This is a genomic window from Mesorhizobium sp. WSM1386 (assembly GCF_055901595.1).
In genome coordinates this window covers 5896218-5919121 of the sequence record NZ_CM148373.1, presented here as the reverse complement: position 1 = coordinate 5919121, position 22904 = coordinate 5896218, and the positions used below count along the sequence as shown (strand labels likewise).

The 22904-nt window shown below is 61.0% G+C and carries 25 protein-coding genes and 1 pseudogene; 8 read left to right on the top strand and 18 right to left on the bottom strand.

Annotated elements, in window-relative coordinates; genetic code table 11:
• Positions 1–307: 307 nt before the first annotated feature.
• Positions 308–1708 (top strand): coiled-coil domain-containing protein, encoded by a 1401-nt coding sequence (locus AC0NIH_RS29015; protein ID WP_474025273.1) that lies wholly within the window; start codon positions 308–310, stop codon positions 1706–1708.
• Between the two features lie 350 nt (positions 1709–2058).
• Here the strand turns inward: AC0NIH_RS29015 and AC0NIH_RS29010 are convergent.
• The 6 genes and pseudogenes from AC0NIH_RS29010 to AC0NIH_RS28985 form a co-directional block, all read right to left on the bottom strand.
• Positions 2059–2262: pseudogene (locus AC0NIH_RS29010) on the bottom strand (DUF3363 domain-containing protein); the annotation flags it as partial.
• Between the two features lie 52 nt (positions 2263–2314).
• Entirely contained in the window at positions 2315–2953 is a 639-nt protein-coding gene (locus tag AC0NIH_RS29005) for a helix-turn-helix domain-containing protein (RefSeq protein WP_224685908.1), read from the bottom strand.
• Between the two features lie 173 nt (positions 2954–3126).
• Positions 3127–3576, bottom strand: coding sequence for a pyridoxamine 5'-phosphate oxidase family protein (locus AC0NIH_RS29000; RefSeq protein WP_224685909.1), 450 nt, complete (start codon positions 3574–3576; stop codon positions 3127–3129).
• Positions 3577–3664: 88 nt separating this feature from the next.
• On the bottom strand, positions 3665–4099 hold the full coding sequence (locus AC0NIH_RS28995) for a DUF2267 domain-containing protein (protein WP_013897088.1): 435 nt from the start codon (positions 4097–4099) through the stop codon (positions 3665–3667).
• A gap of 102 nt (positions 4100–4201) precedes the next feature.
• The gene (hemA, locus tag AC0NIH_RS28990; protein WP_473469868.1) at positions 4202–5479 is read right to left on the bottom strand and encodes a 5-aminolevulinate synthase; all 1278 of its coding nucleotides are present in this window, start codon (positions 5477–5479) and stop codon (positions 4202–4204) included.
• Between the two features lie 504 nt (positions 5480–5983).
• The gene (locus AC0NIH_RS28985) at positions 5984–6340 is read right to left on the bottom strand and encodes a hypothetical protein (RefSeq protein ID WP_352710086.1); all 357 of its coding nucleotides are present in this window, start codon (positions 6338–6340) and stop codon (positions 5984–5986) included.
• A gap of 198 nt (positions 6341–6538) precedes the next feature.
• Between AC0NIH_RS28985 and AC0NIH_RS28980 the strand changes: the two genes are divergently transcribed.
• From AC0NIH_RS28980 to AC0NIH_RS28970, 3 genes are all read left to right on the top strand, one after another.
• Positions 6539–7351, top strand: a complete 813-nt coding sequence (locus AC0NIH_RS28980) for a universal stress protein (protein ID WP_473469725.1) — start codon at positions 6539–6541, stop codon at positions 7349–7351.
• Positions 7352–7558: 207 nt separating this feature from the next.
• Positions 7559–7828 (top strand): DUF6455 family protein, encoded by a 270-nt coding sequence (locus AC0NIH_RS28975; protein ID WP_473469723.1) that lies wholly within the window; start codon positions 7559–7561, stop codon positions 7826–7828.
• A 370-nt stretch (positions 7829–8198) separates the two neighbouring features.
• Positions 8199–8414, top strand: coding sequence for a DUF1858 domain-containing protein (locus AC0NIH_RS28970; protein ID WP_473469721.1), 216 nt, complete (start codon positions 8199–8201; stop codon positions 8412–8414).
• A 3-nt stretch (positions 8415–8417) separates the two neighbouring features.
• Here AC0NIH_RS28970 and AC0NIH_RS28965 read toward each other — a convergent pair whose 3' ends face one another.
• Complete coding sequence (locus AC0NIH_RS28965; RefSeq protein ID WP_023764642.1) at positions 8418–9119, bottom strand: Crp/Fnr family transcriptional regulator; 702 nt, start codon at positions 9117–9119, stop codon at positions 8418–8420.
• Positions 9120–9271: 152 nt separating this feature from the next.
• Between AC0NIH_RS28965 and AC0NIH_RS28960 the strand changes: the two genes are divergently transcribed.
• Positions 9272–9706, top strand: a complete 435-nt coding sequence (locus tag AC0NIH_RS28960) for a pseudoazurin (protein ID WP_013897078.1) — start codon at positions 9272–9274, stop codon at positions 9704–9706.
• A 118-nt stretch (positions 9707–9824) separates the two neighbouring features.
• Positions 9825–11000 (top strand): NnrS family protein, encoded by a 1176-nt coding sequence (locus AC0NIH_RS28955; protein ID WP_473469727.1) that lies wholly within the window; start codon positions 9825–9827, stop codon positions 10998–11000.
• A 90-nt stretch (positions 11001–11090) separates the two neighbouring features.
• Here the strand turns inward: AC0NIH_RS28955 and AC0NIH_RS28950 are convergent, their stop codons facing one another.
• The 9 genes from AC0NIH_RS28950 to ccoN form a co-directional block, all read right to left on the bottom strand.
• The gene (locus tag AC0NIH_RS28950; protein WP_473469719.1) at positions 11091–11333 is read right to left on the bottom strand and encodes a hypothetical protein; all 243 of its coding nucleotides are present in this window, start codon (positions 11331–11333) and stop codon (positions 11091–11093) included.
• Positions 11334–11536: 203 nt separating this feature from the next.
• Positions 11537–11698, bottom strand: a complete 162-nt coding sequence (gene ccoS, locus AC0NIH_RS28945; RefSeq protein WP_013897073.1) for a cbb3-type cytochrome oxidase assembly protein CcoS — start codon at positions 11696–11698, stop codon at positions 11537–11539.
• On the bottom strand, positions 11695–13983 hold the full coding sequence (locus AC0NIH_RS28940) for a cation-translocating P-type ATPase (protein WP_474025088.1): 2289 nt from the start codon (positions 13981–13983) through the stop codon (positions 11695–11697). Before AC0NIH_RS28940 ends, ccoS begins: the two co-directional genes overlap by 4 nt.
• Positions 13980–14477, bottom strand: coding sequence for a FixH family protein (locus tag AC0NIH_RS28935; RefSeq protein WP_023764648.1), 498 nt, complete (start codon positions 14475–14477; stop codon positions 13980–13982). Before AC0NIH_RS28935 ends, AC0NIH_RS28940 begins: the two co-directional genes overlap by 4 nt.
• Positions 14474–16033, bottom strand: coding sequence for a cytochrome c oxidase accessory protein CcoG (ccoG, locus tag AC0NIH_RS28930; protein ID WP_474025087.1), 1560 nt, complete (start codon positions 16031–16033; stop codon positions 14474–14476). Before ccoG ends, AC0NIH_RS28935 begins: the two co-directional genes overlap by 4 nt.
• 172 nt (positions 16034–16205) lie before the next feature.
• The gene (ccoP, locus tag AC0NIH_RS28925) at positions 16206–17069 is read right to left on the bottom strand and encodes a cytochrome-c oxidase, cbb3-type subunit III (protein WP_473463934.1); all 864 of its coding nucleotides are present in this window, start codon (positions 17067–17069) and stop codon (positions 16206–16208) included.
• A gap of 2 nt (positions 17070–17071) precedes the next feature.
• Positions 17072–17221, bottom strand: a complete 150-nt coding sequence (locus AC0NIH_RS28920) for a CcoQ/FixQ family Cbb3-type cytochrome c oxidase assembly chaperone (protein ID WP_023764650.1) — start codon at positions 17219–17221, stop codon at positions 17072–17074.
• A gap of 12 nt (positions 17222–17233) precedes the next feature.
• Entirely contained in the window at positions 17234–17965 is a 732-nt protein-coding gene (ccoO, locus tag AC0NIH_RS28915) for a cytochrome-c oxidase, cbb3-type subunit II (protein ID WP_473463937.1), read from the bottom strand.
• A gap of 11 nt (positions 17966–17976) precedes the next feature.
• The gene (gene ccoN, locus AC0NIH_RS28910) at positions 17977–19587 is read right to left on the bottom strand and encodes a cytochrome-c oxidase, cbb3-type subunit I (RefSeq protein WP_140780795.1); all 1611 of its coding nucleotides are present in this window, start codon (positions 19585–19587) and stop codon (positions 17977–17979) included.
• Between the two features lie 207 nt (positions 19588–19794).
• Between ccoN and AC0NIH_RS28905 the strand changes: the two genes are divergently transcribed.
• The gene (locus AC0NIH_RS28905) at positions 19795–20229 is read left to right on the top strand and encodes a hemerythrin domain-containing protein (protein ID WP_473464374.1); all 435 of its coding nucleotides are present in this window, start codon (positions 19795–19797) and stop codon (positions 20227–20229) included.
• 6 nt (positions 20230–20235) lie between these two features.
• Here AC0NIH_RS28905 and AC0NIH_RS28900 read toward each other — a convergent pair whose 3' ends face one another.
• Positions 20236–20964 carry a Crp/Fnr family transcriptional regulator gene (locus tag AC0NIH_RS28900; protein WP_473464376.1) on the bottom strand — a complete coding sequence of 243 codons (729 nt, stop codon included), beginning with the start codon at positions 20962–20964 and terminating at the stop codon, positions 20236–20238.
• Between the two features lie 162 nt (positions 20965–21126).
• On the opposite strand from AC0NIH_RS28900, the gene hemN reads away from it, so the two are divergent.
• Entirely contained in the window at positions 21127–22476 is a 1350-nt protein-coding gene (hemN, locus tag AC0NIH_RS28895) for an oxygen-independent coproporphyrinogen III oxidase (RefSeq protein ID WP_473463939.1), read from the top strand.
• Between the two features lie 50 nt (positions 22477–22526).
• Here the strand turns inward: hemN and AC0NIH_RS28890 are convergent, their stop codons facing one another.
• Complete coding sequence (locus AC0NIH_RS28890) at positions 22527–22871, bottom strand: DUF779 domain-containing protein (RefSeq protein WP_013897062.1); 345 nt, start codon at positions 22869–22871, stop codon at positions 22527–22529.
• Between the last annotated feature and the right edge of the window lie 33 nt (positions 22872–22904).

Sequence of the window (22904 nt, the reverse complement as noted above, 5' to 3'; positions counted from 1 at the left end):
GCTGCAGTCCCGAATGCAGGATCAGTTGTTTGTCCTAGCGGTAGAGTTGGTTGGGGGTCGCTCTCCCTGCGTTCCGCAAAGCCACGGTGACGGCCTGTAGCAATGTTAGAGCCGGAAGGTCGACCCAAGGTGCGTAGGGTGGTTCGCGCGCCTAAGAAGCATGACGCTGATCTCGTCCATGCGGCCGGCTTGGTCGGGATCGGCCATGGCAGCCGCCTCTTTCGGAATGGAAGGTGATGCGATACATTAGCAATTCGTTAAGTCTGCCCGGAGGCCAGCCTAAGGTGAGCGTAAGGGGTGTGTCGTGGTGAGTTTCAAATCTCTAATCAAGCGGGCCGAGAACGTAGACAAGGAATTTCAGGAATTCCAATCGGACCTGGCCGAAGCAATCGAGGACTGCCTTTCGACCGATGGGCAGGGTTCGGAAAGTGCGGAAGTGCCGGCAAACGAGGACACTGGCCCTGCTGAAGGCGAAAGCGCGCCGTCCGCGAGGTTGACACCGCACACACAGACCCGGCTTGCTGCCCTGGAGGCCGTCGCCGGGCTTTTCCGGGACGGGCAAGGCCACCTGGAAGAGATCGAAACCAGATTGGCCGAGATAGCCACCGCGCATCGCATGACGCGCGAGATTCTGAACGTCCTGCATCGCGATACCCTAAGGGCCAACGAGTTGGAACTGGCCAATGTCGCTTTGACCACGGAACACAAGACCTTGTCGGAACAATTGCTCGACACTGGCCGCAAGCTGCGCGAACTCGACCGTGCAGCCGAGGTCTGGCAACAGCGCGAGGCCGGCATAGTCCAGGACCGCGAGTCGCTGCGTACAGCGCTTGCGAAGGCACGGCTCGAGCTGGTGGAAATGGGCCATGAGAGTGCAAGGCGCGAAACGCAGTTCGGCGAGATCGTCAATGCCCTGACCGTCAAAACCGTGGAGGTCGACAGACGCGCAAGCGAGAACAAGCTGCTGCGCGAAAGGCAGGTCGGCCTTTCCGTCGAGCTCGAGCAGGCGCAAAAGCGGGAGACCGAGGCTCGGCATAAACTGGACGAGTTCGCGGCAACTCACGCCAACGAAAGCGCGCACATAGCCGAGCTGTTGGCGCAACTTGGCAGGCACGAGAAGGAAGGAGCCCGGCTGCAGAAGTCACTGGAGACCACGCATGCCAAGCTCGCCGAGGCAACCGAGGCGGCCCGCATCGTGGAAAGCGACAGCGCTGGCGAACGGGCGCGCGCCCACGCGGAGATGCGCGGGCTGCGTTCCGAGATAGAGGAGTTGCGATCGAGGCTGGAGAAAGAAACCAACAACAGCAGCGAAACCTCCGCCGAGATCACCCTGCTCAGAACCCAGGTTAACGATTTCGCGACCGAGCGCCGGATCGCGGAGGAAAGGCTTGTCGCCCTCAAAACCGAGAGCGAAGGCGACAAGAAAAACCTGTCGGCGGTCAGCACCAACCTATCGGAGCTTTCATTGCAACTGGCTTCAGACCAGATACAGCTCGATATCCAGAGGCAGGAATGCGAAGATCTGCGCGCCGAGATCGTGACTCTTGACGCGCGCATTAAGGAATTGCTGCCCTACGAGCGGTTGCACCGAGTGACCGACGCGAGATCGCGCAAAGACGCTGTGTTGCCCACAAATGGACATATCGTCGAAGCGGCGCCGCGCGCGAGGCGCACATCCCGACGTCAGATGCGCGCTAATGCTGGGTAGCGCAACGCCCGGAACCGGTGTCGCTGCGGGAACATCGTTGCGACGAGATATGGTCGCTCGCTGGAGGCAATGCTGAATATCACGGAAGTGCCGCGACGTGCCGGCACATTCTCAGACAGTGAGAACGGCCGAAAACATTGCGAAGTTCACGCTGGCTCGGATGAGAATACGACAAGGGGCGATCGCGAGACTTTCTTGGACGGACGCGGAGCACGCCGACTGCACTCCCCGCACATGCTTTCCTGCAAGATACACCAACTATGTCGACTCTTTACCGCAACCAGTCGCATCACAAAGCACGTTGCGCCTGATGGTCGCTGCCGGACTACCGGAATAGCCGCCACCATGGGCTAAATGCCGAGTCCTCGCTGCCGTCCCAACCGCCAGGACATCGATCCGCCCCGCACGATGCCGTTGATTTCGCGTCCGATCTGGCAGTCGGTGACCGGCCGCCACGGCACAAGGGTGAACTCGTGCGCCTGCTCGAGCACGGCGAACTTGCCGCTCGATAGCTGAACGGTCCCGGTGAGTTTGCTGCTGACGGTCTCGCCATCGAAGTCGAGGTGGCACGATGGTTCTGGCGTTCTGCCCAGCAGTTTTCGCGCGTCATCCACCCATTTCCAGCAGCATGTTCTGCTTCAGTATTTCGATGCTCCGCAAGCCGAGCAGGCGAATGGCGCTTTTGTCCTTCAGGCGGGTGAAGACCCGCGACACCGTCTCGATGGTGAGGCCGAGATAGTCGCCGATATCCAGTCGCGACATCGGCAACTCGATTTGACGCAGGCCACCCTGACGTTCCGCCATGTCGACCAGGAATGCTGCGACGCGTTCGATGGCATTCTGGCGGCCGAGGACCAGCAGATGCTCCTGGGCCCTGATCAAACCCTTGAGTGCAAGCGGCAGCAACTGACTGGACATATCTGCTGTTGAGGCGATCCGGAAAACGCGAATGCCGGTCGCACCGATTGCCTCGGCGAAGAAATGGTGTGTGGCATCGGCCTCGAAGCCGAAGGTTTCTCCGGCCAAATGAAAGGCGCTGATCTGCCGGCGGCCGTCAGCCAGCAGCCGGTATACACGAACGGCGCCGAATTCGATCTGGTAAAGAGGCCCGGCCTTTTCGCCTTGGGCGTAGATCTCTGTGCCGGCGGGGAAGAAGCTGACCGGCTGTGCCATGGCCCCATCGAGAAGCACGAACGGGCTCGGCTGCGATGGCAATTCAATCTTGGCGATTTGTTGAGCGTACATGGCTGTGTTCCCGGTTGTTCCGCGAAGACAGCAATCGCGCGATTCCGGGCCCGCCGAAATTCGGTTATATCCCTAAGGAAAACTACTTAGGTGTTCGCCGGGATGTCTGGGCCGTTGGTTGCGTGCGACCTGATAGTGTGCCGTTGCGCCCGATGGACGCCGCCCCGAGCACGCTAGCTGTCCACTGCTTCCCGCCCCGAAACCGTGGCGACCAAAATACGGAAGAAGACGTGTGGAAGATCGGTCGCAACCTCTGATTTCTCAGGTTTGAGAGCGCCAGGCTCCCACCAATCGGCGTGCTTGCTCAGCAGCGCCCAGGCATGATCGCGCTGCACCTTGTGCCCAATCCGGTCGGGCAGTTCCTCGTAACGGCCATCGGCGACAACGCTCCTCCAGCCTCGTCCTTCGCCGTGTTCGTCAATCTGAACAGACACCAGCGGATTGGCTCGCATCCATTCGATTTTCTTGCCCGGCATGGAGAACGCGTAAAGATGAGCATCCGAATAAGCGTAATGGAGGGGAACGACATAGGGCTGACCGTCCTTCGCGCATGCAAGACGGGCCACGCGGTTGGCGCCCAACAATCTGGTACATTCCAGGACGGAAAGTGTGCGGATCAGCATCGATGCGATCTCCTGTTCTTGCCTGATCTTGCATCAGAGCCAGCGATATGCCGGCCGGTCTCTAACCGCCCGGCGGTCCAGGAACTGGTCAGTCCGCTGGCCACAGCTGACGAAGCGACTTCTTCATGGACGCCCTTACCTGCACGATCTCGCCGTGCGATATATGTCGATCGAGCAGCATGAAAACCGCGTTGACCGCTACATCGAAATCCACATCTTCATCATATCCGAAGCTGTTGCGGACACTGAGAACAAAGTCGCGCTTCTTACGACCATGGGCTGCGGCCGATGGCTTCCAGCCTTCGAAGTACATGCCGCGAACCAAGACAGGCAACTGTGCTGAAAGATCAGCCATTTCCGCTTCGGACAGCCAGTCCCGCAGCGTGTGCAGAACGCATCGCAACAGTCGGCAAGCACTTGGTTCGCTCCAGCGGAGATCCCTGGCAAGCTCCTTTACCCACTGTTGAGCCTGCTGGGCGGCGTGGTTCAAATCGCCAAAAGACGTCTGGGACATGTGGCTCATGGTCTGCTCCTTGGAGGTTTGTCGTCATCCTGGAGCTACGCCGAGATCGGCGCCTTGCGCCTGATCAATGTTTTCTCTTGGAGAGTTTTTCAATTGCGGCTTTCAGCCGCCTGACTTGGGCACCAGCAGCGGCACGATCCGGTCGCTCTTGGCGACAGAAGGCCGGCCGGCGGAACCATAGGGAATGCCCAGCGCATCCCAGGTCTCGACCAGCGCATCCTGCAGTCCAGCGATCAACTCATCCGAATGGAACGGCGTCGGCGTGATGCGCAGCCGCTCGGTGCCGCGCGGCACGGTCGGGTAGTTGATCGGCTGGATGTAGATGCCGTGCACGCCAAGCAGGCGGTCGCTCGCCATCTTGCACAACTCGGGGTCACCGACCAGCAGCGGCACGATATGGGTCGGCGATTCCATCACCGGCAATCCGGCGGCCGACAGGATCTGCTTGGTCCGGCTCGCCTGCTGCTGCTGGGCATCGCGCTCGGCCTGCGAACCCTTGAGATGGCGGATCGAGGTGGTGGCCGCGGCGGCGATCGCCGGCGGCAGCGCCGTGGTGAAGATGAAGCCCGGTGCATAGGAGCGCACCGCGTCGATCACCGCACTGGTGCCGGTGATATAGCCGCCCAGCGTGCCGAACGCCTTGGCCAGCGTCCCTTCGATGATGTCGATGCGGTCGGCCAGGCCCTCGCGCTCGGTGATGCCGCCGCCGCGCGGCCCGTACATGCCCACCGCATGGACCTCGTCGATATAGGTCATGGCGTTGTGGCGCTCGGCCAGTTCGACGATCTCTTTGATCGGCGCGATGTCGCCATCCATCGAATAGACGCTTTCGAAGACGATCAGCTTGGCGCGTTCGCGGCCCGCCGCCTGCAGCAGGCTTTCCAGATGCGCCACGTCATTGTGGCGGAAGATCTTCTTTTCGGCGCCCGAACGCCGCACGCCCTCGATCATCGAGGCGTGGTTCAACTCGTCCGAGATGATCAGACAGTTGGGCAAAAGCCGGGCGATGGTCGAGATCGAGGCTTCGTTGGAGACGAAGCCGGAGGTGAAGACCAGGCCTGCTTCCTTGCCGTGCAGGTCGGCAAGCTCGTGCTCGAGCTCGACCAGCGGGTTCGAGGTGCCCGAAATGTTGCGGGTGCCGCCGGCGCCCGAGCCCATCTTGCCGGCAGCGTCCTGGAACGCGGCGATGACGTCGGGATGCTGGCCCATGCCGAGATAATCGTTGGAGCACCAGACGGTGATTTCCTCGGCGCGGCCGTTGGACCGCCATATGGCGCGCGGAAACTGGCCCGCGATGCGCTCGAGATCGGCGAAGACGCGATAACGACGCTCGGCATGGAGCTGGTCGATCGCTTCTTCGAAGAACCGCTGGTAGTTCATGTCAAACCTTCCTGAATGAAAAAAGCCGAGTGGCCGTGAGAGCATGGAAGCTCTTGGCGTCACCTTTGCAGCGGCAAGACAGGCTCGCATTGAGCCAGGTCAATTTTTGCTAGCGCGCTCGACGGTTCGGCGAAATGACTTCCTTCCTCCAGTTCGAAGAACGGACTCCCAAGCGCAAAAGCATGTCTGAGCACTGCCACGTTGGCCGGGCCCAACCCACCATTACAAATAGCATTTGGCCGCCGCGAAAATGATTTAAATCAAAGCGCTGCAGGAGTCCTTCTTTCACAGTGGCGCGATGTGGAATCCGATCGCAAGCGCGCCATATGGCCGTAGCCTCGAACTGGCCGTCATCGATGATGATGGCCTGCACACGCTCGTATTCCCCTGTGAAAAAGGTAAGGAAGGCTGGAAGGACGCCGCCACCGGTGCTCGCGTTGGCATTCGGCCGACCCACTGGCGGCACTGGAAGCCAGAACACAAGCAGACAAATTCACTTCCTGCTTAATGCGTGGAGTCGGCGATCATCGCCATGCGCACGAGGTGCGACAGGCTGCCCGCGCCCATCTTGCTCATGACATTCGCGCGATGAAAAAAGCGCTGACCCTCAAGCTCAGGCAAGGCCTCCCGCACCGGCTTTCCGATGACCTGCCGCTGACCGATCAAGCGTTGATAGGCGGCGTTGGTCAATTGGAAAACATGGCCGGGCTCGCTCAGCAAGGTCATGAACCCGGGAGCTTGCTCAAACATCAGGGCAAGAAGCTCATGTTCCGCGGCGCCGCGCTGTTCCTCGCGCTTACCATCGGAAAGCACTGCCGCCGCGGTTTCGCGGCCAGATGGGACTGGCGCCTTCTTGCTCACTCATGCAGCCCTTGGATTTGAGAACCGGCAACGCTGGCTGACGTAGCACTCCCTTCGCAGGCATACCGCTCTGGAACGGGTAGAATCGCCCCACCGCCGCGACAATCAAGACGCAGTCCTTTGACCCGCATCAAGGTGTCGGAGGTCGAAGCATGCAATTGGCAAGGCATTCCACCGTCTTCAGCGCGAGGAGTTTTCATGTCCTACAGGTCGATAATCGTCAATCTCGCGGTAGACGCGGATCCGGCGCCCATCGTGAAGCTCGCTGCGGGCCTTGCCGAGCGCTTTGACGCTCATCTGATTGGCCTGGCGGCCGCGGATGTCCCGCCACTGGTCCGAACCGGCGAGGGGTTGGTCTACGAAGGTGAGGTCATGCAGATCCAGCGGACGGAAATCGAAAAACGCCTCGCCGAACTGCGCGGCGAATTCGAGCGGCTGGTTCCGTCCGCCGTCAGCAGCGAATGGATGCAGCAGGTCTGCAGTCCGACCCGCCTGTTTAGCATTGCCGCCCGAGCGGTTGACCTGATCGTGACCGGCGGTGGTGAAGGCGGTAATGTCTTCCGCGCCGTCGATGTCGGTAGTCTGGCGCTTGGCAGCGGTCGACCCGTCTTTGTCGCAGCCGACAATGTCGAGCATGTCTTGGCAAAGACCGTCCTCGTCGCTTGGAGGGATGCCAGGGAGGCGCGCCGGGCGATCGCTGATGCCTTGCCCTTTCTGTCGAAGGCCAATGAGGTGGTCGTCGCCACGATAGAGGGCGATGCCGAAGACAGTGTCCGCAACAGCCTGGCGGACGTGGCGGTCTATCTCGAGCACCACGGCATCATGGCGAGGACGGAAATACTCACCGGCGAGGCCAAAGCAGAACGGCTCGTGGCGTTCGCGCGCTCGATCCGCGCTGATCTGATCGTCTCTGGCACCTATGGTCACAGCCGATTGCAGGAATGGGCGTTCGGCGGCATCACCCGCACACTGCTTCGGGAGAGCAGCATCAATCGGCTCATGTCGTACTGAGGCCATAACCTGGCTGCTTACAACTATAGGCACGAAGTCACAGTCCGGATCGAACCGATCCTTCAAGAGAGCCTTTGACCGTGATCACAATTGCTGGCTCGGAAATCGGAAGCGGGGGACCGGACGCCGACGAAGCAGTTTGTTGACCGAGATCAATGTCATGGCGCTGCCTGCAGGCAATGGTTGGCATGTGCAGGAGAAAACCACATGACCTTTCTCGACTATCTGATTTCGGTTGACGCCAGGACGGCGTTGATGGGCCGCATGATGCGGACACTGGGCGTCGACAGGCAATTGAAGGTCGTGCCGGATCACGCGGCTGTCACCGCCCGGGCGGCAAACCGCTGCCGTGCCTGCGGTCATCAGGACGAATGCTCGACCTGGCTCGACGATCACCACCAAGCTGACGAGCCGCCAGCCTATTGCCGCAACAGTGACCTGATCGCTCGGTTGCAACACGTGTCTGGCGACCGATAGTCTTTCAGCTCATCTGGACAGCAAAATGAAATGAATGCGGCCAGCGAAAGCCGCGAGCGATCACCGCCAGCGGCTCCAGGCACTCGGCCGGTCTGATCGCGCTGACCGCTGATCTTGTTGGCGAGCATCAGTGCTGCCGCATCGGCGACTGACGCAGACGGGTCAACCGCGCTGACCGGCGTGGTCATTATCGCTTCGGCTTGCATGGCTGCCTCCTCGGATATTTTCCCACGCATATCGAAGTCTCGCTCGCGGCGTCCTTAATCTGAATCATTTTCAGGAATCGGCAACGTCGGCGGCAGGTTGCGAAAGCGCAACGACCGCAGGTTTGCCGGGATGTATGATGACACTCTCAACTGCGGAGGCGACCGTGAAGAAGTCCGGTTCTATCAGACCCGACATGGTCGTGGACGAGATCATGAGAAAATGGCCGGCAACGGTGCCGGTGGTGCTGAGCTACAGAATGCTTTGCGTTGGCTGTCCGATCGGCGCTTTCCATACCGTGGCCGAAGCATGCCGCGAGCATCAGGTCGACGAAACCCGATTCATTTTGGACCTGGAATCGGTCGTTCGAGGAGAACGGTGAGGATCATCCCTTGCCCCGGCTCTCGGCGAGAACCACGAGGCGATGCGCATCCTTGACCGTGACTTTCTGGCGTCCGCTGACGATTATTCCGACGTCTTCCCATTTGCTTAGCAGACGGCTTACCGTGTGCAGCGTCGTGCCTGTCATTTCGGCAATATCCTGCCTGGAAATTGGGAAGTCGATTTCGATGCCGCTGTCGGTCTTTCGGCCGGTTTGGTTTGCCAAACGCAGCAACGCATGCGCGACCCGCTGCTCGACCTGCTCCGTCGACATCTCGACCACCCGCGTCTGGGTCTCCTGCAGCCTGGTACCGACGGTCTTGTAGGTGGTTGCTCCAAACGCCGGAAATCGTCGCACCAGCTCCGGCCAGAGTGCGTTGGGCCAGGCCAGCACCACGCAGTCGACCGCAGCGACGGCGCTGGCGGGATAGGTTGTCCGGCCCAGCGCGGCGGCGACGCCAAAGATCTCGCCTTCGCTGATGTATCTGGCGATGACCTGCTGTCCATCCGGCGTGGTGCGGACGACCCGTATGTGACCCGAAATCAGCACGAAAAACGAATGAGCCTCGCTTTCCTGTTCGAAGATCGCGGACTCCTTGGCATAGCGTGACGATCGAGCGCTTCTGAGGATTTCGTTTTGCTCTTCGGGAGCCATCCCCTGGAAGAGCGGCAGCTGCGATATCAGCGATCGGTCCAGCGCAGCCAAAACGAATTTCCTCACGACCCGACACGCTGCGCCAATCGCGCGGCAAACCTTTCTTAGCGCGAGTTTGCGCCAGCGCAAATTGTTCGCAGCCGCATCGGGCTAAATGACGTGGAACGGCGCAATGCCGCGAACATGAGACAAAGGATAAATCGATGAAACTCTTCCTCGCTGCTGCAATCTCCCTCCTCGCGCTCGCCGGCGGCGCAAGCGCGGAAGAGCATGTCGTGCAGATGCTCAACAAGGGCGAAAAAGGCGCCATGGTTTTCCAGCCGGCCTTCGTCAAGGCCGCACCCGGCGATACCGTAAAGTTCGTGCCGACCGACAAGACCCATGACGCCGAGTCGATCAAGGGCATGATTCCGGATGGCGCCGAGCCGTTCAAGGGCAAGCCGAGTGAGGAGATCACCGTTACGCTGACCAAGGAAGGTGTCTACGGCGTCAAATGCGCGCCCCACTATGGCATGGGGATGGTCGCTCTGATCGTTGTCGGCAAGCCGGTAAACCTGGATGCGGCGAAAGCGGTCAAGCACGTAGGCAAGGCAAAGACGGTGTTCGCCGACCTGTTCACCCAGGTTGCGGCCAACTAGCCGCAATCAGACAGCCTGCTCGCCGCAAGTCGGAGTGGGCAAGGGCCGGACGGACCGAGGGCGGCGGTTCATCCGGCCCTTTTCATTTGAGGACACAACTCATTTGGGGACACAAGTCATGGCAATTGCACGTCTGCGGCGCTATTCCGGCCCCGCCTTTCTTTCCTACGGGTTTAGGCCCTTCTTCTTCCTTGGGTCATTGTATGCCGCGCTCTCGATTCTGCTCTGGCTGCCGATCTATGCGGGCGAGCTCGAGGCCCACAGTGTATTTGTTCCGATCGATTGGCATATCCACGAGATGCTGTTCGGCTATCTGCCGGCGATCGTTACCGGGTTCCTGCTGACCGCCATCCCCAATTGGACTGGTCGGCTGCCCGTACAAGGCCTGCCGCTGCTGGCGCTGGTTGTCCTGTGGCTTGCCGGGCGCGCCGCTGTCTTCTTCTCGGCTGACATCGGCTGGCAAGCAGCCGCGGTGATCGACGGCTCATTTCTGTTTGCGGTGGCTGCCGCCGCCGCCCGCGAAATCATCGCCGGACGCAACTGGCGCAACCTCAAGGTGCTGCTGCCGCTTGTCGTGATGGCCTGCGCCAACGGCGCGTTCCACATCGAGGCCCATGTCCAGGGCACGTCGGACATCAGCCGCAGGCTCGGAATGTCCGCGGCGATCCTGCTCATTTCGCTGATCGGCGGGCGCATCATTCCAAGCTTCACGCGCAATTGGCTCGTGCGCGAAAATCCTGGCAGGCTGCCGACGCCATTCGACCGTTTCGACATTGCATCTCTGACCATTTCAGCCATCGCTCTGGGCGCCTGGACGTTCGCCCCCGACAACGATATCTCCGGGCTGCTCCTGGGAGCCGCCGCCACCAGCCAGGCATGGCGGTTGGCGCGGTGGGCTGGCGATCGCACCTTGCGGGATCCGCTTGTTCTCGTTCTTCACCTCGCATACGCCTTCGTGCCGGTTGGACTTTGGCTGATTTCGGCGTCGACTTTCTTGCCTGCGATGGTGCCGGTTGCTGCAGGACTCCATGCTTTGGGCGCCGGCGCCGTCGGCTCGATGACGATCGCGGTGATGGCCCGCGCCACGCTTGGCCATACCGGTCGGCAACTACGGGCCGGACCGCAAGCGATTGTTGTCTTCGCAGCGATCCTAATCGCAGCCCTGTTGCGCATACTTGCTGTTTTTATACCCTATGAGGGGATCGTTCATGCCGCGGGCGCTGCATGGATTCTGGCGTATGCCGGCTTCCTCCTGACCTACGGCATGGCCTTGACGACGCAGAAGGCCAGGTAGCGATGCGACGGAAGAGACTGTGACGCCAGCCCCTGCCGCTACAGTCAAGGCGGCAGGGCGGCGGCTGCGCTTTCATGACACGCATGCCCGTCAGCTTACAAATGTCTTGCTCGCAACGCCGATTGTTGGGCTCCTCGCTTCATGCCTTGGCGGCACTGTTCCCTTGGCGATCTGGTCATGCGGATGCACAAAAGGCGGTGCCACGAGCGTAATCTTTTCACGGGGCAGCCCGCGGATCTCCGCCTTTGTGACCGTTGCCGACAATGCGGGCAGTGCCGCAACGGCGGCAGCGCCGAGCGCTGCTCCGAAGAGGGCTTCGCGTCGCGTGATCATGTCAATCTCCTGTGTCTCGACCGTTGCGGATGAGAAGAAAGCTAAAGGACCTGACGCAGGGTTTCTTTGCGCTGGCGCAAATTGATGGGCGTTAGTCGGAGAAATAACAGCCTGGAATACAACGATCTCGCGCGCCACGATTGAGGTGAAGAGGTTGGTGTCTCGGTCTTCTTCCAAAGGAGAGCTGTCGCCAACGATTATCTTTAGATCAGTGGACGCTTTTTCTCTTCTGGATCGATGAGAATTCGCTCGGCTGCACCGTCGAGATCTTCATACTGGCCACTTTTCAACGCCCACAGGAAGCCGCCCAAGCCAAGCGCGCCAAGAAAGAGAGCGACGGGTATGAGATAGGTGAGGGTGGTCATGACGACCGGGCCAGTTCGTTGAAGTCGGACAGCCTGTCGCGGCGAACATTTTTGGCCTGTGAAATGGGCTCGGAGGTTCGCAGTCGCAGCGCATTTCCAATGACAAGCAGTGATGAAGCGGACATGGCAATTGCGGCTATCAAGGGCGTGACATGCCCAAGTATGGCGATCGGTACTGCCACCGCATTGTAGACGATTGCGATTGCGATGTTCTGCCGGATCAGGCTTCCTGCCTTGCGCGAGACGTCCAGCGCGAGCGGCACCGCCACGAGGCTTTCGCGCAGGAAGACGAAATCCGCGGCGTTGCGGCCAACATCGGCGGCGGTGGCCGGTGCGATCGAGACATGCGCTGCGCTCAGCGCCGGCGTGTCGTTGAGGCCGTCGCCAACCATCAGAACCTTGTGCCCAACTTTCGCGAGGGTTTCGATGCGCTCGAGCTTGCCGGATGGCAGCAGGCACGGAACGAAGTCGTCGATTCCGAGTGACTTCGCAACCTCGGCACAGGCTGCCGCAGTATCGCCCGACAGCATCTCCACGGGAACCCCGGCGTCGCTCAATTGATCGATGGCCGCTCTGGCGTCGGCGCGCAATGCATCCTCGAAAACGAAGCATGCGGCGATCATCCCGTTTCTCGTCAGCACCGTTCCGCCGTAGCCGTGTTTGCCTTCACCGCCGGTTCGAGCCTTCCAGCCAGCCCATCCGCGTCGGCCCAGTCGCCAGGTGCTTGCCGCGTCAGTGGCCTCGATTCCAAATCCCGGATGCTCGGTGACGGCATCGAATTTGAGCTGCCCGCCAGGAATGGCAAAGCCGGCTATGGCCTTTGAAAACGGATGACGCGAGTGCGCCGCCAGGTCGGCTGCGACTGTCAGCATGGCCGGATCGATCGACGGCGCGTTGACGAGCCGGGGCTGGCCAAGCGTCAGCGTTCCGGTCTTGTCGAACACCGCAATGTCCACGCTTGCCAGGCGTTCCATGGCGGAGCCGTCCTTGACCATGATGCCGTTCTCGAACAGGCGCCGTGCGGCGACCACCTGCACGATCGGCACCGCGAGGCCAAGCGCGCACGGGCATGTGATGATGAGGACGGCGATGGCGATCGTCATCGCCCGATGCCAGTCTCCGGTCGCCGCTATCCAGCCCAGGAATGTCACAAACGCCGTGAGATGGACCACCGGGGCATAAAGCGCTGAAACGCGGTCGGCAATACGGCGATATTGCGCGCGGCCGCCCTCGGCGGCCTCCATCAACCGGACCATTTCCGCCAGGAATGAATCCTTTGCGGCGGCTGTCGCCTCAATCGTCAGGGGGCCGGTAAGATTCAGCACGCCGGCCTGTACCGCTTCGCCTGGCGCCACGTTTTTCGGCGTGCTTTCGCCTGAGGCCAGCGAGCAGTCGAGATCCGACGTTCCCTGGATGATCTTGCCGTCGACGGGGATCCTCTCACCGGCCGCGATCAACATCCGCATGCCTGGTTCGATCTCGCCGACCGGCAGATAGTCGCGCGCGCCATCGCCGCGCAGCACCATGGCGCCACGCGCGGCCAGCTGAGACAGGCCTTTCACGGCAGTCCGGGCACGCTCCCGCATCACATGATCCAGCGTGCGTCCGATCAAAAGGAAGAACAGCAGCGATACCGACGCGTCGAAATAGGCGTGGTCGCCATGATTGATCGTCTCATAAAGGCTCATGGCGTAGGCGAGCGAAACACCGACCGCGATGGGCACGTCCATATTCATGCGGCCATGACGCAGGGCGTTCCAGGCCGACCGGAAGAAGATGCCGCCGGCGAAGGCGAGGGCAGGAATGGCGATCAGCGCCGAGACCCAGTGAAACAGGTCGCGGGTAGCACCTTCGGCGCCGGACCAGACAGAGACCGAAAGCAGCATGATGTTGCCCGCCGCAAAACCGGCAACAGCGACGGCGCGGATCAGTTCGGCAAGCGTCTTGTCCTTGTCGTCGATCTCGGGTGCGAACAGATGCGCCTCGTAGCCCAGCCTGCCAAGCGCGGCGACGAACGGTGGCACCTCGTCTCCACGCCACCGGACCGCGACCCGTTTCGTCGACAGGTTGACGCGCGCGCTTTCGACGTAATCGAGCTTTCCAAGTGCCGCCTCGATCGTCTGGATGCAGGCGGCGCAATGAACCGTCGGCACTGAAAGGTCGGTCTGCCGAAGATCGTCGCCAAGCGATCGGCTCGCCAACCTGATTTCCTGGCTGGATGGCAGGACCGATGTGGCGCCGTTCAGATCCAGCGCCATTTCAGCGCCCGGTGCACAACAGCTCACTGCAGCGCTCCATGAGAAATCATGATCCTGCGGACGTCGCGATAGGGTCGCGCCAGGCCGGCATCGGCGTCGACTTCGACGATCCAGACGCCGTCCTTCGGCATATGCTGCGCTGCGAATTCCTTGCCTGAGGCGAGGGCGAGCGTGACGGATTCGTCCTCTTTCTCGTAGGCGGGATGACGAAACAGCACCTTGACACCGTGCAGAGGAACCGGCTTGCCGGCTGCGTCGGAGAGGCTGTAGCGGACTTCGCCCCATGCGATGGTCAGCTTGCCGGTCCAACCGAGCGCTGCTTGGGCGCGGCCGGCCTCGGCCTCCTTGTTGAATTGCTGGCTGGCCACATAGGTGTTCTCGACGACGAGGCCGGTCCAACTCGTATTGGCGAGCGTGGCCATGGTCAGGTTGACCGCGATGACCACCCCGAAAAAGGTGAGAATGATGGCCAGCATGTGCCTGCCGGTGAATTCGCGAGGCTTTTGGGCATTGGCGGTCATTTGGCGGCCTCTGGCGCGTTGAATGTGGCGGTGTACTCGTTCGACTCGAAGCTCGCTCTATCCTCGACACGGAACTTGAAGGTCTGTGCCGGTGCGTGGATCTGGTCCGCCGGCTGGCGAACGAAGACCTTCAACGTTTTCAGGCGGTCGGGCTCGACCGGGATGGCGAACGACCGGCCGGCCGGGATGTCGTCGCCGACGACGACCATATCGGCACCCTCCAGGCCCTCCATGGTGACGACGATCGTCCTTGGCTCAGGGATCATGTTGAGCAGCTTGACGGTATAGCCGTTGCGGATGGAGCCATCGGATAGCGTGACGAATTGCGGATTGCGGTCATGCAGCACGTTCAGCTCGAGCCGATCGCGCGTCAGCAGCGAATAGAGCAGGCCCAGCCCGATCAGCGACCACAGGCCCATGTAGACGTAGGTGCGCGGCCGGAAGATCTTGCGAACGTGAAAATGCGCCACCTGATCGGAGAAGGTGCCGACGGCAGTCCTGACCAGCGACGGATTGATTGAACTGGAGCCGCCTGCGGTCGCCAGCATCATGTTGGCGTTGTAATCGGAGAGCGTCGCGTAGGAGATAAGCCCGCGCTCCTTGCCGAGCTTGTCCATGACGCCGTCGCAGGCGTCGATACACAGCGCGCAGGTAATGCACTCGAGTTGTTGGCCGTCGCGAATGTCGATCCCCATTGGGCAGACCGCAACGCAGGCATTGCAGTCTACGCAGTCGCCGACGGACTGCCCTATCGCTTGCACCTTCTTGGCGTGACGTGAGCGCGGTTCGCCGCGCCAGTCATTGTAGGTGACGGTGAGCGAGTTCTCGTCGAGCATGGCTGCCTGGATGCGCGGCCATGGGCACATATAGGTGCAGACCTGTTCGCGCATCAGGCCGCCGAACGTGTAGGTGGTCGCCGTCAACACGGCGATGGTGATGTAGGCGACAGGCGCGGCGGTACCGGTGAAAAGCTCGCCCATAAGTGTCGGTGCATCAGCGAAATAGAAAATCCAGGCGCCGCCGGTCGCCGCGCCGATGACCAACCAGACGGCGTGCTTCGATAGGCGCAGCATCAGCTTGCGGGCGGTCCAGGGGCCGGCGTCAAGTTTCATGCGGGCGTTGCGGTCTCCCTCGACCGCACGTTCGACGACAAGGAACAGATCGACCCATACGGTCTGCGGACATGCATAGCCGCACCAGGCACGGCCGACAGTCGAGGTGATCAGGAAAAGTCCAACGCCGGCCATGACCAGGAGGCCGGCCACATAGAAGAATTCCTGGGGCCATATCTCGATGAAGAAGAAGTAGAAGCGCCGATTGGCAAGATCGAGCAGCACGGCCTGGTCCGGGGCAAATGGACCGCGATCCCAACGCAGCCACGGCGTCAGGTAGTAGATGCCAAGCGTGATCGCCATCACCAGCCATTTGAAGCGGCGAAAGTTGCCCGAGGCGCGCTTTGGGAAGATTTTCTTGCGCGCAGCGTAGAGGGGCTGACGTGTCTTGGCGGAATTGACCGCCTCGGCTTCCAGCCGTTCTACCTGCGTCTTGTCCAGCACGACTATCTCCACTTGCGCGCGGACTGTGATTTTGAGCGCGCAGGGCAACATTGCCGCCGCATGGATCGACCCGCGTTGATGCAGGTCAATCGGCGAATGCCGAAAAGATCGAGGCCCGGACTGGCCGGGCCTCGTCGCTCAGGCGGCGAAGGGCAGGAATAGGGCCCCCGACCTACTCCCCACCGCCGAGCGAATGGATGTAGACCGCCAACTCCTTGACCTTGGTCTCGCCGAGACGCGCGCCCCACGCTGGCATCACGCCCTGCTTCGGTGCGCGAACCTGGTCGGCTATTGCCGTCTCGCCCGACCCATAAAGCCAGATCGCGTCGGTCAGGTCGGGGGCGCCGAGTTCCCTGTTGCCTTTCGCATTGTCGCCGTGGCAGGCGACGCAGTTTTCGGCGAAGACCTTGGCGCCGGGTTGAATAAGAGTTGCATCGCGGACCTTGCCGGACAGGCTGGCAACGTAGGCGCTGACCTGAGCGATCTGGTCGGCGGTGATGATGTCCCCGAAGGCCGGCATTTCCGACAGGCGCGTGTCCGGATCTGAAGCGAAGCGGATGCCGTGCGTGATCGTCTGCTGGATCTGCTCGGCCTTGCCGCCCCACAGCCAGTCGTCGTCGTTGAGGTTGGGAAAGCCCTTGGAACCCTGGGCGCCGGAGCCGTGGCACTGCGTGCAGTTGACCTTGAATGCGGCGCCGCCGGCCGCGACCGCGAATTCCCGCAAGGCATCGTCCGCAGCGATTTCGGAGACGCTTTTCGACTCCACCGCCGCGACGTATTTGCCCTTCGCTGCTTCCGCTGCCGCCAACTCGTTCTTGACGTCGTTGCGGCTCGAATAGCCGAGAACACCCGTTGTCGCCGAGTGCAGCAGCGGCCATGCCGGATAGGCGATCGTGTAGCCGATCGCCCAGACGATGGTGATGTAGAACGTGATGACCCACCAGCGCGGAAGTGGGTTGTTCAGCTCCCGGATGCCGTCCCATTCGTGACCCGTGGTTGAGACGCCGGAGATTTCGTCGATGTGTTCGTCGCTCATGATCACTCGTCCTCGAGGGGAATCCGGGCTGCTTCGTCCGCAAGCTTGCGGCTGCCGGGGCGCAGGGCGAAGACAATTGCCCCCGCAAAGAAAAGCGCCATGGCGACAAGACCCCAGCTGTCGGCAAACTCCCGCATAAGATTGTAATTCATGGAAAAAACTCCTCAGCGGTAGCCGGCGGCTTCGTCGTAGTTCTTGAAATCGACCAGCGTGCCCAGCATCTGCAGATAGGCGACGAGGGCATCCATTTCGGTGACCTGTTGCGGGTTGCCGTCGAAGTCGCCGATCTTGGCTTTGGGATACCGGGCCTCAAGACCTGATGTGTCGGCGTTGGGATCAGCCTGCGCCATCAGATCGACATTGGCATGTGCGACCATATCATCGTCATAGGGGACGCCGACCCGCCGGTTGGCGACCAGGTGCGTCGAGAAGTCCTTCACGTCGATCGGCGCGTCCTTCAGGAACGCGTAGCTGGGCATGATGGATTCCGGCACAACGGAACGCGGATCGGCGAGATGCGCGACATGCCATGAATTCGAATATCGGTCGCCCACCCGGGCGAGATCCGGCCCCGTCCGCTTCGATCCCCACTGAAAGGGATGATCGTACATCGACTCGGCGGCCAGGCTGTAGTGGCCGTAGCGCTCGACTTCGTCGCGGAACGGCCTGATCATCTGACTGTGGCAGAGGTAGCAGCCCTCGCGCACATAGATGTTGCGTCCGGCAAGCTCGAGCGGCGAGTAGGGCCGCATGCCTTCGACTTTCTCGATCGTGTTATCGAGGTAAAAGAGGGGTGCGATCTCGACGATGCCGCCGACGGTCACCACAAGAAGGGAGCCTACGAGAAGAAGCGTGGCGTTCTTCTCGATTAGTGCATGTCTATCCATCAAGCCCATGTTCTGGCTCCTTATTCGGCAGGCTGAAGGGCGGGAACGGAGCCCGGCATCGGTTGCTCCTCACGCTGGTGGCCGAGGATGGTCATGGTGATGTTCCAGGCCATGATCAGGGCACCCGAGAGATACATGGCGCCGCCCATGGCGCGCATGACGTAGTAGGGGTGCATGGCAGCGACGGTCTCGGCGAAGGAGTAGACCAGGAAGCCCTGCTCGTCGTATTCGCGCCACATCAGGCCCTGCATGATGCCGGACACCCACATGACCGCGGCGTAGACGACGATCCCCAGGGTCGCCAGCCAGAAGTGCCAGGTAACCAGCCGCAGCGAATAGAGCCGGTTACGGTTCCAGAGCTTCGGCACCATGTAGTAGATCGCGCCGAACGAGATCATGCCGACCCAGCCGAGCGCGCCGGAGTGCACGTGACCAATTGTCCAGTCGGTATAATGCGATAGCGAGTTGACCGCCTTGATCGACATCATCGGGCCTTCGAAGGTCGACATGCCATAGAAGGCGATGGCCATCACCATCATGCGGATGATCGGGTCGGTGCGCAGCTTGTCCCAGGCGCCGGACAGCGTCATCAGGCCATTGATCATGCCGCCCCAGGACGGCATCCACAGCATGATCGAGAACACCATGCCGAGCGTCTGCGCCCAGTCGGGCAGGGCGGTGTAGTGCAGGTGATGCGGCCCGGCCCAGATATAGAGAAAGATGATTGCCCAGAAATGGATGATCGAGAGCCGGTAGGAATAGACTGGCCGGTTCGCCTGCTTGGGCACGAAATAATACATCATGCCGAGGAAGCCGGCGGTCAGGAAGAAGCCGACCGCGTTGTGGCCGTACCACCATTGCGTCAGCGCGTCCTGGACGCCGGAAAAGGCGGAGTAACTCTTGGAGCCGAGGAAAGAAGCCGGCATCGAAAGGTTGTTGACCACATGCAGCATCGCGATGGTGACGATGAAGGACAGGTAGAACCAATTGGCGACGTAGATGTGCGGTTCCTTGCGCTTCAGGATCGTGCCAAGGAACAGGATGAGGTAAGCGACCCAGACGATGGTCAGCCAGATGTCCACGTACCATTCGGGTTCGGCGTATTCGCGGCTCTCGGTGATGCCGAGCAGGTAGCCCGTCGCGGCCATTACGATGAAAAGCTGGTAGCCCCAGAAGACGAACCAGGCGAGATCGCCGCCGAACAGGCGGGCGCGGCAGGTACGTTGCACGACGTACAATGACGTGCACAGCAGCGCGTTGCCGCCGAAGGCGAAGACGACACCGGACGTGTGCAGCGGCCGCAAGCGGCCGAAATTGAACCAAGGCTGAATGTTGAGATCGGGGTAGGCCAGCTGCAGCGCGATGACCACGCCGACCAGCATGCCGACGACACCCCAGAACATCGTGGCGATGGCGCCGTAGCGGATTGGACCGTCCATGTAAGCGGATGGGTCGATCGGAGCGGCCACTTCGAAGCTCGAGTTGCGAATGAGGATGGCGACAAAACCGAGCAGCACGAAGAACAGCACCCACATGTGCTGCCGGAACGGCTCGTCCACGCCGAAGCCGGCGGCCACCAAGGCCGCGAAAGTAAAAAGGCTCAACGCGAAGATTTGTGTGCCGAACTTCATGACATTTCCCCGACCTCGGATTCCCTGCGCGGACGCCAATCCGCGGCAACACCAATTCCGCAGCCGGCACGTCCCCGCCTTGATCCATGTCAAAGTCATGTGCATTTGGATTGGGCAGGCTTGATCCCGCGAACGATCAGGAGATTGGCGTTGAACTCGCAGACAGGAGGGGGACCGTTTCCACTGCATGCAGGCGGCAAAAATTCGATGCCGGCAGGGTCTGCTGCGGTGATGAAACGTGTACACTTGGAAAAACTGCAGCTCTGCGATGCCTTGGAAAGGATCGCGGACACGCTGCCTAAGGTCGACATTTTGGCATGCTTGGCGGTAGCAAACGCAATCGTTCCGCTGTTGCGCGACAGTCATCGATACGAAGAGACGGTCATATTCCCCGCTTACGAGACGGCGTTGGCCGGCAGTGATGCCAATCTTGATTCAGCAAGGCGATTGAGCGCCGAGCATATCGAGGACGAATGCTTTGCCGGTGAGGTGACCGAGATGTTGCTGGCGATCGGCCACGGCAAGACGGTCGACAATGCCGAGGCGGTTGGGTTCATGCTGCGCGGGTTCTTCGAAAGCCTGCGCCGGCATATCGCCTTCGAGCGCGAGCATGTCCTGCCGATGATTGGGTTTGTCGATTGAGCCTAGCTAGGCGCCGGAGCGGCGCTGCAGCCGATTCAAGCTATCGACGATTACATGCCGATTGTTCTCGATGCGGATCACGCCATCTGACCGCAGCCGGGTCAGCTGACGGCTGACGGTCTCGATCGTCAGACCGAGAAAATCGGCGATGTCGGCGCGGGTCAAAGGCAGATCGAAACGTGTCGACTGGGCGGCCGGATCAAGCGTGGGGTCGATGTTCCTGGCGATCATGAGTAGGAAGCTCGCCACCTTTTCCGAAGCACTCTTGCGGCCCAGCGTCACCATCCAGTCGCGGGCATCATCGAGTTCGTTCAGCGTCTGCTTGAAGAGACGATGCTCCAGTCCCGGCGATTCCTTCATCATCCGTTCGATGGCCGCCTTTGGGAACGAGCATAGGGAAACTGCGGTTGCGGCTTCGGCGTTGATCGCGCTTTCCACCTTGAAGGGCCTGCCCAGAAAATCGGGAGCAAATTGAAGCCCGACAATCTGCTGGCGCCCGTCCGAAAGGCTCTTCATCAGCTTGACCACGCCGGAAAGCACATTCGCGTAGCTGTCGACGGCCTCGGCGTCACCGATCAATTCCACGCCCGCTTCGACGGTATGCTTCGATGAGGTCTTGGCGAGGCCCACCAGCTGGTCCGGATCGAGCGCGCCGCAAACGCCATGATGCCGCGCTTCGCATGACTGGCAAAGCACGGGAATGCCGGCGCTGTGTACATCCTGACGCACTGTCATCGTGGTCGTCCGCGAACCGAAAGGTTCCGTCAGGATATAGCATCGACCCAAGAAAAAGCCTTGCGGCAGTTTGTCCGCAGCCGATGGGCATTGACCGAAATCAAGGCGGCTGTTGCCCACCTTGAACAATATCGCGCGAAACATTCCGGAGTTGATAGCGACATGCGGCCAGAATTAGTTGCCAGGCTTGGTGAGAACGTGCCGCGTTACACGAGTTACCCAACGGCGCCGCATTTTCATCCGGGCGTCGATGCCGCCGTCTGTCGTGGCTGGCTGCAGGCGCTCAATGAGGGCGACGAGATCTCGCTCTATCTGCACATCCCCTATTGCGACAAGCTTTGCTGGTTCTGTGCGTGCCACACCAAGCAGACACGCCACTACGAACCGGTCACGAAATATCTGAGATCGCTGCATGCGGAGATCGCCACCGTCTCAAGTCTCGCCGGAGGCAAGGGCCGGGTACGTGCCGTCCATTTCGGTGGCGGCTCACCGACGATGCTCAAACCGCAGGACATGGTGGCGCTGGCAGCCGTTCTGCGCAACAGCTTCTCATTTCTTCCCGGCGCCAAGATCAGCGTCGAAATCGAACCCAACGATATGGACGAAGCCCGCCTCGACGCGCTTGCCGAAATCGGCATGACGAGGGCCAGCCTCGGGGTCCAGGATTTCGATCCGAAGGTGCAGAAGGCCATCAATCGCGAACAGACCTTCTTGCAGACCAAGACAGTCGTCGACGGCGTTCGGTCACGCGGCGTCGAGTCGGTCAACCTGGACCTGCTCTACGGCTTGCCGCACCAGACCAGGGGGAGCGTCTTGTCCACTGTCATGCAGGCGCTGACGCTCGAGCCCGACCGGATCGCCCTTTTTGGCTATGCTCATGTGCCATGGTTCAAGAAACATCAGACCATGATCGACGAGGCCTGGTTGCCAGGCGCGGAGGAGCGGTTTGCCCAATCGCAACTGGCAGCTCGCGCCATACTCGACCAAGGATACGAAGCAATCGGGCTCGACCATTTCGCCAAACCGGGCGATGCGCTGGCGCTTGCCGCGCATTCGGGGATGTTGCGTCGCAACTTTCAGGGCTACACCGAGGATCGCTGCGAAACCTTGATCGGCCTCGGCCCGTCATCCATCAGCCAATTCCGGCAAGGCTATGTACAGAACATGCCTTCGACCGCCGAGTATGGCCGCATGGTGGATGACGGTGGGTTGGCTTCGGTCCGCGGAATTGCTTTTTCCGACGACGACCGCGCTCGCGGTTGGATCATCGAGCGGCTGATGTGCGATTCCGGCTTTTCAGCGATCGACCTGATTGAGCGCTTTGGCGAGACTGGCCAAAGGCTTCTCGGCAAAGCGAGTTCCACCGCTCTTCTTGATCCTGCCCGGATGCTTGAACTTCACGGTGACCGCTTCGTCGTGCCGGTCGAAAGCCGCCCCTTTGTCAGAAGCGTCGCGGCGAAGTTCGACAAATATTTCGAAACCGGCAAGGCGAGGCATTCCGTGGCGGTCTGAACATCGGCTGCGTCAGGAATGCTCCCGGGCCGGCAAGTCATGTGAAATGCCTATATCCCGGTCTGAACAGCGCAGATCGTCGACCGCGTCAGGAAACGCTTCTCCCTTCCATTATCCAGCGAGAACATGCCGCCGCGGCCTGGCACCACGTCGATAATGAGATCGGTATGCTTCCAGGCCTCGAATTGCGAGGCGCCGATGTAGAACGGCGCGTCACCGATATGGCCGAGCAGGACATCGTGGTCGCCGACGATGAATCCGTCCAGCGGATAGCACATTGGCGAAGAGCCGTCGCAGCAGCCGCCGGATTGATGGAACAGCACCGGACCGTGCTCGGCGACGATCTCCGCGATCAGTTCAAGCGCTGCCGGCGTTGCCGTGACCTTGGCATGCATGGATTCTCGATTTCCAGCCTGGGGCGCGGCCCC